Source organism: Paraburkholderia sp. SSBN10T (genome assembly GCF_056619545.1).
Genome location: NZ_JBWQQI010000027.1, coordinates 62454 through 76565 on the forward strand (window position 1 = coordinate 62454; position 14112 = coordinate 76565).

Annotated in this window: 9 protein-coding genes; 7 read left to right on the plus strand and 2 right to left on the minus strand. The window is 63.9% G+C overall.

Annotated elements, in window-relative coordinates:
• Positions 1-111: 111 nt before the first annotated feature.
• Positions 112-1095 (minus strand): LysR substrate-binding domain-containing protein, encoded by a 984-nt coding sequence (locus tag AC1ECK_RS31085; RefSeq protein WP_480326156.1) that lies wholly within the window; start codon positions 1093-1095, stop codon positions 112-114.
• A gap of 449 nt (positions 1096-1544) precedes the next feature.
• Between AC1ECK_RS31085 and AC1ECK_RS31090 the strand changes: the two genes are divergently transcribed.
• Complete coding sequence (locus tag AC1ECK_RS31090; protein WP_480326158.1) at positions 1545-4919, plus strand: hybrid sensor histidine kinase/response regulator; 3375 nt, start codon at positions 1545-1547, stop codon at positions 4917-4919.
• Positions 4920-4964: 45 nt separating this feature from the next.
• Here the strand turns inward: AC1ECK_RS31090 and tssH are convergent, their stop codons facing one another.
• Positions 4965-7649 (minus strand): type VI secretion system ATPase TssH, encoded by a 2685-nt coding sequence (gene tssH / locus AC1ECK_RS31095; protein ID WP_480326160.1) that lies wholly within the window; start codon positions 7647-7649, stop codon positions 4965-4967.
• Between the two features lie 317 nt (positions 7650-7966).
• Between tssH and AC1ECK_RS31100 the strand changes: the two genes are divergently transcribed.
• Genes AC1ECK_RS31100 through AC1ECK_RS31125 form a run of 6 tightly spaced genes read left to right on the plus strand, consistent with a single transcriptional unit; the run spans position 7967 to position 14094 of the window.
• Complete coding sequence (locus AC1ECK_RS31100) at positions 7967-8731, plus strand: TagK domain-containing protein (RefSeq protein ID WP_480326162.1); 765 nt, start codon at positions 7967-7969, stop codon at positions 8729-8731.
• Positions 8715-9551 carry a type VI secretion system accessory protein TagJ gene (locus AC1ECK_RS31105; RefSeq protein ID WP_480326164.1) on the plus strand — a complete coding sequence of 279 codons (837 nt, stop codon included), beginning with the start codon at positions 8715-8717 and terminating at the stop codon, positions 9549-9551. Before AC1ECK_RS31100 ends, AC1ECK_RS31105 begins: the two co-directional genes overlap by 17 nt.
• Positions 9548-10066, plus strand: a complete 519-nt coding sequence (gene tssE / locus AC1ECK_RS31110) for a type VI secretion system baseplate subunit TssE (protein WP_480326166.1) — start codon at positions 9548-9550, stop codon at positions 10064-10066. The genes AC1ECK_RS31105 and tssE overlap by 4 nt, the downstream gene beginning before the upstream one ends.
• Before the next feature lies 1 nt (position 10067).
• Entirely contained in the window at positions 10068-11948 is a 1881-nt protein-coding gene (tssF, locus tag AC1ECK_RS31115) for a type VI secretion system baseplate subunit TssF (protein WP_480326168.1), read from the plus strand.
• Between the two features lie 2 nt (positions 11949-11950).
• A complete protein-coding gene (gene tssG, locus AC1ECK_RS31120; protein WP_480326170.1) occupies positions 11951-12997 on the plus strand; it encodes a type VI secretion system baseplate subunit TssG in 1047 nt (348 codons plus the stop codon).
• A 14-nt stretch (positions 12998-13011) separates the two neighbouring features.
• On the plus strand, positions 13012-14094 hold the full coding sequence (locus AC1ECK_RS31125; RefSeq protein WP_480326172.1) for a type VI secretion system protein TssA: 1083 nt from the start codon (positions 13012-13014) through the stop codon (positions 14092-14094).
• Positions 14095-14112: the final 18 nt, after the last annotated feature.

The following is a 14112-nucleotide window of genomic DNA, read 5'->3' on the forward strand; positions in this document are numbered from 1 at the left end:
CGATCCGGATGTTGCCAGCGAGTTGCTATCCAGTCGATTGAAGAAAATTACTTCAGCTTTAACCAGATGGTAAAACCCAGGGAATATACGAGGGTCGACGGCAAGCGTGAATTACCGTTGCTCTGCGTTCACTGCAGCAACCACACCCTCCACTTCGGTCGACACCAGCAACGGACTGACTTCTTCAAGACAGCGCAGCATAAGCATCGCACTGGGCACGAGCGGTTTGTCTGCTCTCCAGGCGGCGCCGAGCGGAGATCTGACAAAACCAGGGTCCAACGGCAAGACATGGATCGGACTTACCTCAGCGTACGGATACTGGATATCGATCGTGTAGAGCGCGATCGCGTCCTCAGATTGAATGTAGGCTCGGATAAGATGAGTCGAGAGTGTCTCGATGTAGTTGAGCGGCATAGACATGCCATTACGCGCAAACGTGCTTTCGATCGGCTCTCGCAGCAACGACCCAGGCGGAGGAAGAACCCATGGGAAGTCCTCGAGATCTTTCCACTGCAGATTCTCTTTACCAACCAGCGGATGATTTGGCCCGGTCACCAGCTTGACCATGGAATACATGAGAACCTTTCCCTGCAATCCGACCATCACCGATTGATTAGGCAGGCGTCCGATAATCAGATCCAGCTCGCCCCGGCGTAGCTCCTGCAACAGCGTCGTCATCGGCCCCTCGAATATCGACACGTTGGCATGCGGCGACTGCCGCTTGAGAAGCGAGAGCGCCTTCGGCATGATCGTGGGAATCAAACCGGGCAACGCGCCGACATGGACCTTGCCCGCCTGCCCCGTCTGCAGCGCTTTGATCTCCTCCGCCACGCGACCCAGGTTACTGAGCAGAATACGAGCATGACGGACAACACATTCACCGTATGCCGTCGGCCGCAATCCGCTTACGGTACGTTCAAAGAGTTTGACACCAAGCGCGCTTTCAATTTCGCTCAGTGCCTTTGAGACCGCAGACACTGTGATGAAAGAGTTCGACGCAACCTCACTCAGATTACGAAAATCATTCACCGCTACGATCAAACGCAAGTGGCGCGCTTTCAGATTCGCCGTTAGATACCAGTCCAATTGACTCATCAGGTCTCCGTATTCGTATGCAGGCCACCCTGCCGTGCTTTACCTAGCATTTTACCCCTGTGCCCGTTCCGCGTCGCCGACCTCGACGAGCAGCGAGCCACGGGTAACCGTTGGTAAGGTGCCAGCCGCTCCCGCCCATGGCCGGGTTTTCCCGAGATTGGTGTGCTGTCTTTTATCAGCAAGTCGACAGCGCCGTCGTGGGGATTCCGTTGCTGGCTGAGTGTGGCGTTCCAGTCGATCATCGCATGCAATAAACGAACTCATCCGCCCACGCGGTACATGTAGCGCTCCTACACAACCGCCGGTATCATGCTGGTTTTTCGTGCGATGCAGCACGAGCCGCGCAAACCCTCCGATCATGCGTCTAACAAGCGTATGTCCATGACATCTGGCACGCCATGCGTATCGCGAATGCCAGCAAAACGATTCCCTATCAAGGGGACTCCTGAATGCCACGACAGACCTTAGCCAAATTTAGCCGCTATAACAAACGGATATTGTTCGGTTCCGTCACGGTGCTGTCCATTGTCATTGCGGTGGCAATCGTCCTGTCCGGCATCGATGCATTCACACAATATCGCGATCAGCAAATCACGCTTTTCAGCGGGAAGCGGCAAACTGTCGCGTTGGAAGCCAATCGTCTTTCGGCCCGGCTGATGCAGTTCGTCGATCTGCTGGAAAGCCGCTGGCATATGGACGGCCAATCGACACCGCCTCTCGAACGCTATCGCAAGGTTCTGACTGCCGGCAACGGCGCCGCGATTTCAGGCCACGACCTGACGTCCATGCCCTTTTCCATCGTCACCACGCTGACGCAGCCGGACGACAGCCAACGGCTCTCAGTAATGCTGCAGATCATCCGCGAGATGTCGATCCTGTCTGACCTCGACGCGCAAAGACCAGGCATCACGCTATCGGCGGAAGTCTTTTCGCCGGACGGCACGTTCGCCGCCGCTGTCCCGCCGCTTCCCGACACCGATCTCGCCGACGCGCGCCGCATCGGCGCAAAGCGCTTCATCGCCGCGCGAATGGCTTCGGTGAACTCGCTGCTGGCGGGCAAGTCCGTTGCGCAAATGCAGGCGCAACAACTGTTGTGGGCGCCTCAATCCGGCACCGTCGACACACAGGGCGCGTCAACCGCCCCGCCGACAGTCCAGATCGTCCTGCCAATCTTCTACGGCGACGAACATCTGGCGACCATCGCACTGTCGATGCCGACTGATCAGTTTCAGCAGTACCTGATGCGCGGTCCCCCGGCGTCGCGCTTCATCTTGTTCGACGCGTCTGCCAGCGAGGCTCTCGGCGACAGCCAGATCAATATCGGCAGGCATCTGCTTCAGACGCTACTCGCCAGCCGCCCACAATTGGCGAGCGCGACACCGGACATGAAGGTGCAGTACCACGACGGCACGTTCTTCATCACACAGCGCCTTCCCGGCCCCGAATGGATTGCGGTCAGCGCATTCGGTTGGCTGGACGTGCTCGACAGCCAGCGAAAGCGGTATCTGACCGCAATGCTGCTGTACCTCGCAGTCATGCTGTCGCTGTGGGTCTTCGCACTCTATTTCAACCGGTATGTCGCGACTCCATTGCAGCTCCGGGTGCAGAAAGCCATTGAAGTGGAACAGTTCAACCAGTCGATCGTCGATACGCTTCCCATCGGCGTCATGGTCTATGCGTTGCCCAGCGGCGAAGTCCTGCTCGAGAACGCGATCGCGACGAGCATGCTCGACTCGGCGCGCCCCGGCGCGAGCCAGCGGTTCTACAACCGGCTCATGCATGAGCGGTATGAAGCCGAGATTGCGTCGAACGATGGTCCGGCGCACACATTCGTAGAAATCGACTGGGTCATCTCCGGCGGCCGCACGGCGTATCTCGGCGTGGCGTCGTCACACACACGGTTCCTCGGGCGCAACGTGATCCTGCTTGGCCTCGTCGACATTAATGAACGCAAGGCGAACGAGATCCTGCTGACGAGAGCGAAGCAGACAGCCGACCGTGAGAACCGCGCGAAGTCGGCGTTCCTCGCGATGATGAGCCACGAGGTCAGGACGCCGTTGCACGGCGCGATCGGCAACCTCGAGCTGCTCGGGCATGCGTCGCTCGCGGCCGAACAGCGCGAGCGCGTCGGCACGATCCAGCGCACGCTGAACAACCTGCTTTCGCTCGCCAATGACATTCTCGACGTGACAAGCATCGAGGCAAACACACTGAAGATCAGTGTTGCGCCAATGCGCATCAATGAGATTGTCGAGCACTGCGCACAAACCTTCGCGCCGAACATTGTCGGCCGGCACGTCGAGCTGTACTGTCTGAGCGATCCAGCACTTGACATCCAGGTCGAAGGCGACGAAAAGCGGCTCACCCAGGTGCTGCAGAATCTCGTCGGCAACGCGGCGAAATTCACGCAGGAGGGTTCGATCACGCTGTCCGTCACGTTGCTGCACGAGGAGGCACAACAGGCGTGGGTGCGCTTCGAGGTCGCCGACACGGGCATCGGCATTCCGGCCGAGTTGCACACAACGATTTTCGAGCCGCTCACGCAAGCCGACGACACGATCGGCCGCCGGTTCGGCGGCAGCGGTCTCGGGCTGTTCCTGTGCCGCAATCTCGTCGGCTTGATGGGCGGACGCGTGACGCTCGCCAGCGAAGCTGGCAAAGGGAGCGTCTTCCGCGTCGAATTGCCGTTCAAGGTGCTGGAAGCGGCGAGCGGGACGCGGCAGCTTGCGAACATGAGCGTCGATATCGCATGCGATCAGCCCGTGTGGCGCGACATGCTGGCAAAGCGCGTTCAGGCGTGGGGCGCCACCGTGTACGAGCGCAGCGATGCCGGGACGAGGCCGACGATGCGTCTGGTCGCGAAGGTGCAGGATCCGCGCCACGCGATGACCTCCGCCGGCGAGCTCGCGCCGCCTCCGATTCTCGGCACCATCCGCACGGCGCCCGATTGCCCGCTCACGCCGCAGCGCAACGGCGATCGTATCGACGTCACGTCGCTGTCCAGCCGTGCGTTGCTGGCCGCGCTATCGGCACTGACCGGGACCACTGCGCTCAGCCCGCCTGAACCACCCGAGCCGGCGGCAACGCGCAAATCGAACCTGACCGCACCGGCGCCGGAAAATACCGCCCTCGATTTGCTGGTCGTCGAAGACGACCCCGTAAGCCGCACGCTGATCGAACATCAACTCGCTACGCTCGGCTACACGCGCGTGCGCATTGCGCACAATGGCCGCGAAGCGCTCAACGAGTGGCGTAAACAGCCCCCCGACATCACGTTCACTGACCTCCACATACCGTATCTGGATGGCATCGAACTGCTGGGAGAAATCCGCAAACTCGACGCCACGGCGGTCGTCATCGCAACAACCGCTCTCGCCGCAGCCGATATCGACACCGATGCAGTGGACTTTTCGACCACGCTGCACAAGCCGATATCGCTCGACGATCTGCGCCGCGCGCTCGACGATGTGCAGCGCGCGATCCCGCAGAAAGTGGCGACGCAGCCGTCAACGCAGAAAGGCGGCGTGCAGCACAGGCCCGCGGACCCGCTGCATCTCGCACTGGGCGGCGCGTTCGTGGAAAGCTGCAATGCCGTGTGGCCTGAACTCGCGCAAGCGCTTCAGACGCGCGACCGTCAGGGCTTGAGGCGCCGCCTGCATCGGCTGCAGGGCTCGCTGTCGATCATGGGATACGACGATGCCGCCTGCGAGTGCGCGTCATTGCAGACACTGTGCGAGCAGGGAGACTGGGCGATCCTCGAAGAGCGGTGCAATGCGCTGATCGTAGAATTGAAACGGCTGGTCGATGAAAGCAGCGTCCTGTGACCAGTCAGTCGACCGCTCACGTCACGACTATCGCCAAGCGATCAACTACGGCTGCACCTCGCTCGACGAACGGAACACCAACGCGTCGGCAGGTGCCGCGGCGACATCGGCCACGTCGATCTCGATACGCGAGAGCACGTTTTTCGAGGCGAATGCATCGAGCCATTGCCGCGCGAGACGCGGCAGCACATGTTGTTCGATGAAACCGATCAGCAGCCGCGCGCCGGTTTCCTGCACGAGGCAGCGTCCGACGACGTAGTCGACCACACCCGGTGCAAAGGCCAGTTCGATCCGGTTGTTTTCCGCCATGCGCCGGACCACGCGATCCAGATGCAGCGTCACGATCTGCGCGAGCGATTCCTGGCCAAGCGGACGATACGGCACCACCGTCACCCGGCCAAGGAACGCGGCCGGGAACGCCTTCAGCAATTCCGGCGCGAGTGCCGAGCGCAGGCCGTCCATATCGGGCGCGAGCATCTCGTCCGCGCACAAGCTTGCGCTCAGCTCGGAGCCGACGTTGCTCGTCATCAGGATGGTCGTGTTGCGGAAGTCGATGTAGCGTCCGTCGCCGTCTTCCATGTAGCCCTTGTCGAGCACCTGGTAGAACATCTCGTGCACGTCGCCGTGTGCCTTCTCGATCTCGTCGAGCAGCACGACCGAATAGGGACGCCGGCGCACCGCCTCGGTCAGCACGCCGCCCTCGCCGTAGCCCACGTATCCCGGCGGAGCGCCCTTGAGTCCGGAGACCGTGTGCGATTCCTGATACTCGCTCATGTTGATCGTGATGAGGTTCTGCTCGCCGCCATACAACGCCTCCGCCAGCGCAAGCGCCGTTTCGGTCTTGCCGACGCCGGACGGCCCCGCGAGCAGGAAGACCCCGAGCGGCTTGCGCGGATCCGCGAGACCGGCGCGCGCGGTTTGCACACGCTCGGCGATCTGCTGCAGCGCTTCACGCTGGCCAATCACGCGGGCGGCGAGGGTCGCGGGCAGCACCTGAACGGCGGCCACCCCGTCGGTCACCATGCGTCCGACCGGAATGCCTGTCCAGTCCGACACGATCCCGGCGACGATCGCCTCATTGACCTCGGGAAACACGAGCGGACTGTCCGCCTGCAGGGTCAACAACGTCTTTTCCAGGTCGCGCAAAGCGTCCACCGACCTATCGACGCCGGGCGGCGCGTCTGTTTCAGCCGTCTCCTTGAGCGCGTCGCGCGCGCTCGTCAGAATTTTCGCCGCATCGGCCTGGGCCAGCCAGGCGGCCTCGATCGTGCGTTCCTCTTCTTCGAGCCGTGCGATGCCTTCGTTGACGAGTGTCAGTGCACCGTCGTTGCCGAGACCGATGCGCGCCTCGTTGCTCAGCATCTCGGACTCGACGCGGGCGGCCTGCAGACGCTCGCGAATTCGCTGCAATTCACGCGGCGCCGCGTGCTGCGACAAGGCGACGCGCGCGCATGCGGTGTCGAGCAAACTGATCGCCTTGTCCGGCAACTGACGCGACGGAATATAGCGATGTGACAGCGTGACGGCCGCACGGATCGCCTCGTCGAGCACGACGACGCCGTGATGCTCCGCGAGCGTACACGCAAGACCGCGCACCATGTCGATGGCGGCCGGTTCCTCGGGCTCGGCAACCTGCAGCACCTGGAAACGGCGCGTGAGGGCCGGATCTTTCTCGATATGCCGCTTGTATTCCGCCCACGTGGTCGCGCCGATCGTGCGCAGTGTGCCGCGCGCGAGCGCCGGTTTGAGCAGGTTCGCCGCATCGCCGGTGCCGGCCTGGCCACCCGCGCCGATCAGCGTATGGATCTCGTCGACGAACAACACGACCGGCGCCGGCGACTTCACCGCCTCCTCGAGCACGGATTTCAGACGCGCCTCGAACTCACCCTTCATGCTCGCGCCCGCGAGCAAGGCGCCCACGTCGAGACTCAGGAGCCGCACATCGGCGAGCTTCGGCGGCACGTCGCCGACCGTGATCGCAAGCGCCAGCCCTTCGACGACCGCGGTCTTGCCAACCCCGGCGTCACCGGTCAGGAGCGGGTTGTTCTGGCGCCGCCGCAGCAGCACGTCGACCATCGTGCGAATCTCGAGCTCGCGGCCCACCACCGGATCGATCTCGCCAGCGCGCGCACGCGCGGTCAGGTCCGTGCAGAACTGCGCGAGCGCCGCGCCCTTCGTGGGCGCCGCCATCGCACCGGACGCCTCGCCTGGCACTGCAGATGAAAAATCGCTCTGGTCGTACGGTGCATCGTCCGCTTCCGGCGATCTGGCGATCCAGGCCGGCAGCGCGTCGTGAAGACCGTCGACCGGAATCTTGGCGAACAGAGGCGATATCGAAAACAGCACGCGCCGCAGTTCCGGCGTTTCGACGAGCGCGGCCACGAGCCAGGCACCGCGAATACGCCGGTCGCCGAACGCGAGCGTCGCGACCACCCAGGCGCGTTCGATCGCGGTCTCCACGTGATGCGAGAAGTCGCTGAGCGCGCTCGCGCCGGACGGCAGCGCGGCCAGCGCGCCCTGCATGTCCCGGTCGAGCAGTTCGCGACTGATGTCGCAGTGCCTGACGATGCGATGCAGGTCGCTATCGGGCTGCGCCATCAACTGGTGCAGCCAGTGCACCAGTTCGATATACGGATTGCCGCGCAGCTTGGAAAAGGTCGTAGCGGATTCGATACTCCTGAAGAGCGTCGCGCCGAGCTTGCCGAACAGCGCGTGACGTGAAATAGACATGATGACGTAGCAAATGATGAGGCTTGGAGTTGATGTCCGGATCCGCTCGTGCGGACGCGTCCCAAAACGTCCAAAGGACATCCGGACGGAGCGTGCGGCAAAGAATAGCCTCTCGATTCCAGCCTGTATTTGGGCCATCGCCCATATTCCGCCCACAACCCGCGAAGTACCATCTGCTCCGTAACGCAACTCATCGTCATCGCGCGCACCTCAGCCTGCATTCTTTGCCGGCGGTTTTGTATTTCCCGTAGCAAGAGAGTCTCCCCGAATGCAACTTTCACCGGCAGAATTTTTCCCGCTCACCGATCAGGCCGGCCATGACCGAGTATCGCGCTCGCTGGGATAACTCGCCCTTCGAAGCAGACAAGCTCAGGATGCTCGCAAGGACCGTCATGTCCGTCGAGCCTGTGCTGGCCGCTTCGTCCGATGCTCCGTCAGGCGCCGCGATTGCCGGTTGCGAAGCGCGCATGACCAGGGGCGGCGACGCTTGCGCGGACCATCCGCCCGCCGGCGAGCGTGACGCGGTCGCGCCCGTGCTCGCGGGACCGCAGGACTTCAGCGACCTGATCGCGCTTGCCGGACCGTTCGCGGCCGGCGACGAACAGGAGAGCGCCTCGATGCTCCTCGCGGACGACGTGGACGAGACCAATCCGCTCGTCGCGCTCACCCGCGAATACCGGCAGGCGCTGCTGAGCCAGAAGAGCGGCTACGCGCACGAGCTGAAGACGGCGACCGTGGACCACAACGTCCCGGTCATCACGGCGCCGCAGGACGCGTTCGCCGACCTCGCGAATCATCCGCATGCCGAAGCATCGGTGCTCGATCTGCTGACGAAGGGCAAGAACATCGACACGCTGCTCGACAGCCTCGACACCTTCGGCGCCGGGCAGCTCTTCGAGGCGGACGAACGGCGCGAAATCCTCTCGCTGCTCGCGCCGCGCGGCCTCCCCGCGCGCCGCTCGGGCCAGGCCGCGCAGCTAGCGCGTGAGGAACACCACATGATCAGCGTGGACAGCCACATGGCCATGCCTGATCCCATTGAATACGACGAACTCGAGCCTCCAGATGAAAGTCACCACTGAGCTGTCCTCGCCGGACGCCCCGACGCTTCACGGTCTGCTGAACACGCAGACCTTCGACGAATTGAAAGAACAGACAATGGACAGCGTGCGCCGGCATCCGTCGAGTGTGCGCGAACGCTGGCTGCTGTTCGAATTGCTGTGCCTCGACGGCGACTGGGAGCGCGCGCTGCGGCAACTGCAGACATGGGCGACGCTGGAGCCCGAGGGCGAAGCGCGTGCGCAAATGTATCGTGGGCTGATCCAGAGCGAGATGTTCCGCACCGAAATATTCGCCGGCCTGCGTACGCCGGGTTCGATCAATCCGCTGCCGGCCTGGGTGAATACGCTCGCGCAAGCCAACCTGAAGCTTGGTGAAGGCAACCTCGCCGCCGCCGACGAGCTGCGCGCCGCTGCCCTGGACGACGCACCGACGACGCGCGGCGAAAGCACGCAGATGGGCGCGTTCACGTGGCTGACCGACAGCGATAGCCGGCTCGGACCTGTGTGCGAGCTGGCTGTCGCAGGCGGCTACCGCTGGGTGCCGTTCGACGAAATGAAGTCGCTCACGCTCGGCCCCGTTGCCACACTAACCGACCTCGTGTGGCGTTCCGCCGTCGTGAGTCTGCGCGACACCACGGTGCTGCGCGGCTACCTGCCGGTGCGCTATCCCGGCTCGGAAAGCGGCCCGAACGCCATCAAGCTCGCGCGCGAAACCACCTGGAAGGATGTCGGCGAGACCACGGTGATGGCGCTCGGCCAAAAAACATGGAGCACCGACAAGGGCGATTTCGGTCTGCTCGAAATCAACGAATGCCGCTTCATGCACGACGAGCAGACATGAGCTCGCCCGACACTCCGCACCGGCAAGCGTACATGCCGTCACTGATCGACCGTCTGCTCGACGATGCGCCCGCGCGGCGCAGCGAGCGCCCCGACGCCTATGCACCCGACAGCGCCGGCATGCGCCGCATCATCCAGCGCGACCTGAACCTGCTGCTCAACACCACGAGCCTCGACGACGAGCTGGACACGGCGCGCTACCCGGCGGTGGCGGCTTCGGTGATCAACTACGGCATTCCCGCGCTGTCCGGCAGCTACCTCACCGAGCGCAACTGGGAAACCGTCGAAAAGATGATCCGCACGGCGATCGTCCGCTTCGAGCCGCGCCTGCTTCCCGAGTCGCTGCGCATCCGGCCGCTCAACAGCAAAGACCCGGTCCGCTACAACAAGCTGATGTTCGAGATTCATGGGCTCATGCACTGGTCGCCCTACCCCCTCGAATTCCGCATTCAGAGCGCATTCGACATCGAGATGAACTACATCACGCTCGATCTGGATTCACGCGCAGAGCATTGACATGGATCCGCAATTTCTCGATTACTACAGCCGCGAACTGACGTATATGCGGGAGATGGCCGGCGAATTCGCCGCTCAGCACCCGAAAATCGCGCGCCGTCTCGGCATGGAAGGCATCGAAGTCGCCGACCCCTACGTGGAGCGGCTCATCGAGGCATTCTGCTTCATGTCGGCGCGCACGCAGATCAAGCTCGATGCCGAGTTTCCGCGCTTCACGCAGCGCTTGCTCGAAGTGGTCTACCCGAACTACGTCGCGCCCACGCCGTCGATCGCCGTCGCGCAATTGCAGCCGAGCCTGCGCGAAGGCGATTTTACGAAGGGCCTGAAGGTACCCCGCCACAGCATGCTGCGCTCGGCGATCCCGCCCGGCGAGCAGACAGCGTGCGAATTCCGCAGCAGCCAGGATGTGACGCTGTGGCCGATCGAGGTTGCCGAAGCAAGACTCACGGCCGTGCCGCCGGACATCCCGAACACCGACCGCCACCTGCTGCCGCATCTGCAACTGCGCGGCGCGTTGCGGTTACGGCTGCGCACGACCGGTGAAGTGAAGTTCAATCAGATGACGCACTTCGACCGCTTGCCGGTCTACATCGGCGGCGACGAACGCATCGCTTCGCATCTGTTCGAGCTGATCCACGCCGGCAGTGTCGCTTCGGTGGTGCGCACGCATGGCGCGGCGCGCGGCGAAGGGCACGTGGTCGCCAACACGCCGGTCGAGTTCGAAGGCCTGCAGGCAGACCAAGGCGTGCTGCCGCTGCCGTGGAACGTATTCCACGGCCACAATCTGCTGCAGGAATACTTCGCGTGCCGCCAGCGCTTCTATTTCTTTGCGCTGACGCAGCTCGCGCCGGGGCTCGCGCAAGTGGACAGCAATGAAGCGGAGGTCGTGCTGCTGCTCGACCGTCTGCCGGAAGAACTGGCCACGCACGTCGACGCGTCGCGCTTCCTGCTGTTCTGCACGCCGGTCGTCAATCTGTTCCGCAAGCGCACCGACCGTGTCGAAGTCAACCGTGCACAGACCGATTTCCATCTGCTCGGCGACCGCACGCGCCCGCTCGACTACGAGATTTTTTCGGTGTCGCGCGTGTTCGGCCAGAAAGCCGAGACGTCGCTGGAAGTCGAATTCAATCCGCTTTACCAAACGCTGCACAGCGACGTGGGCAACTATGGCCGCTATTTTTCGGTGCGCCGCGAGCAGCGCGCGCTGTCGACCAACGCCCGCAAGTACGGCACCCGTACCCCGTACATCGGCACTGAGGTTTACGTATCGCTCGTCGATCAGGCCGAAGCGCCGTATCCCGACGACATCCGCTATCTGTCGGTCGAGGCCTGGGTCACGAACCGCGATCTGCCGCGCCTCATTCCGCGTAACGGCAAGACCGATCTCACGATGTCCGACTCGGTGCCGATCGAGGGCGTGCGGCTCGTGCATCCGCCGAGCGCACCGCGCGCGCCTTACGCGAGCGGCGAAACGGCCTGGCGTCTGATCCGCCAGTTGAGCTTCAACTACATGCCGCTCGCCGAACTCGATCACGGCAGCGGCGGACAGGCACTGCGCAACATGCTGCGCCTTTTCATCGCGCCGGGCGAGCGCGACCAGGCCCGCCAGATAGAGGCGCTGGTGGGCGCGCAAACCGAGCCGGTGGTCCGGCGGCTGCCGGGCCACGGGCTGCTGGTCTACGGGCGCGGCGTGCGCTGCGAACTGACGGTGGACGAAACCGGCTTCTCCGGCATCAGTCCGTATCTGTTCGGCCTCGTGCTCGAACATTACCTTGCCCGTCACGTCTCGATCAACGTGTTCACCGAAACCGAACTCCGCTCGATGCAACGCGGCCTCGTCACGCGCTGGCAACCGCGCATGGGCGGACGCGGAGCCGTGTAGAGATGGACGCTCCGAACACGACCGCCACCACACATGCGGTGTCGCCGCTCGATCCGCAGGCGCTGGACGCCTGGTTCGATCCGCGCGTGCCGTGGCAGTCCGGCTTCCTGAGCCTGTTGCGCGCAATCTCGGCGCGCGACTCGCAGATGCCGCTGCCGGGCACCGCGCACCTGCCGCGCGAAGAGCCGTTGCGGATCGGACAGCAGCCAACCATGGCGTTCGCGCCGCGCGAGATTGCGTCGCTCGCCACCCGCAACGGCCGCCTCGACATCCGCCTTTTCGGTCTCGGCCTGTGGGGCCCGCAGGGGCCGCTGCCGCTGCACATGACCGAGCTGGCCTACAGCCGTGTGGAAAGCCATCAGGATCACGCACTCGTTCACCTGACGGACCTGTTCCATCATCGCGCGCTATCGCAGTTCTATCGCGCGTGGGCGTCGGCGCAAACCACCGCGTCGCTCGACCGGCCGGACGACGAGACGTTCTCGTTTTATATCGCGAGCCTGAGCGGCGTCGACCCGGTCGAAGCGCGGCGCTCCTGCCTGCCGGCACACGCACGTTACGGCGCGGCGGCGCACCTGGTGCGCGAGGCGCGCAATCCCGACGGCATGGCCGCGACGCTGTCGCAATACTTCGGTATGCAAATGATGGTCGAGGAATTCGTTTCGCACTGGATCTACCTGTCCAATGCGGAGCACACCAGGATCGGCGTGCCGGGACCCGCGGCCATCATGGGCGACGGCGCGCTGCTCGGCGAGGCGATCCCCGACCGGCAGCACAAGTTCCGCCTCGTGGTGGGTCCGCTCGACCTCGACCAGTACCTGCGCCTCACCCCGCATGGCGAGGATCTGGCCACGTTCGTCGAAGCGGTGCGGGCCTTCGTCGGTCACGAATACGCGTGGGAGGTCAAGCTGCTCGTCAAGCCGCGCGCGGCGCCGCCTGCTCGCGCCGACACATCGCAAAGGCTTGGCTATTCCACCTGGCTCGGCGAATCCATGGACGACCGGCCGGTCGTCGGCATGGTTTTCGAGCCCGAGCAGTACAACGACTGATCCCGGAGTTCCGTATGAACACCCATGCCGACACCGCCATCCTGCGTTATGCGGACCTGCTTGAACCGGTTTCCGCCGACGCACCCTGCGGCCCCGATCTCGAATACGATCCGGCCTTCGTGATGCTGCAAGCCGCCGCGGCCCCGCGAGTCGAAGCACAGTACGGCGATTTCGTCGATACGCCGCAGCCCGCCAACTGGGCCGAAATCGAACGCGATTGCCGCGCACTGCTGCTGCGCACGAAGGACATCCGTCTCGCCGTGACCCTGCTGCGCTGCCGGGTCCGGCTCGACGGCGCGGTCGGTTTGCGCGACGGGCTGGCCATCCTGAAGGCCATGTTCGAGCGCTATGGCGAAGCGCTTCATCCACTGCCCGTGTTCGAGAACGAGCGCGACCCGGTCATGTACGCAAACGCGATCGCCGCTCTCGCCGACCCCGACGGCGCACTGAGCGATACGCGCGACATCGCCATGCCGCGGGCCGCGGGCCTGAAGCTGCATCTGCGCGATATCGAAAAATCTTTTGCGACGCCACGGCAGAAAGACGCGCTCGCGCCCGAATCGGTCAACCGCCTGCTCAAGGAGTTGTGGGCGCGACGCGACCCAACGATCGCGGCATTCGTCGAAGCGCAGCGCCTGATCGAGCGCATCGCCGCATGGTGTAACGAGACGCTCCGCGCCGATGCGCCCGATCTGGGCGCACTGTCGAAAATGCTGCAGCCGTTCGCTCAATCCCAGCTCGATGGCAACGGCGCGGTGGTCCCCGCCGCCGCAAAGCCGGCAGCAGAACCTGTTGGCGATGCCGTGCCTGCTGCTGCGGCTGCCGCTGTGACGATCGCGGGAGCCGCCACGATTGCGCCGGCCTCGCTGCCCGACGTGCCCGGCGCGGCGCCGATGACCGCCGCTGCGCCCGTGGATCGCTGGAGCGTGCTCGCGGCCATTCAGGAGGCGCGCGTCTGGTTCGAGCAGAACGAACCGAGCAGCCCTGTCATCGTCCTTCTGCGTCAGTCGGAGCGAATGGTCGGCAAGCGCTTCTCCGAACTCGCCCACATCATCCCGGCCGACCTGCTTGCCCAATGGGACGAGATCGACAACTGACGCCGCTTGCGCCGGAAC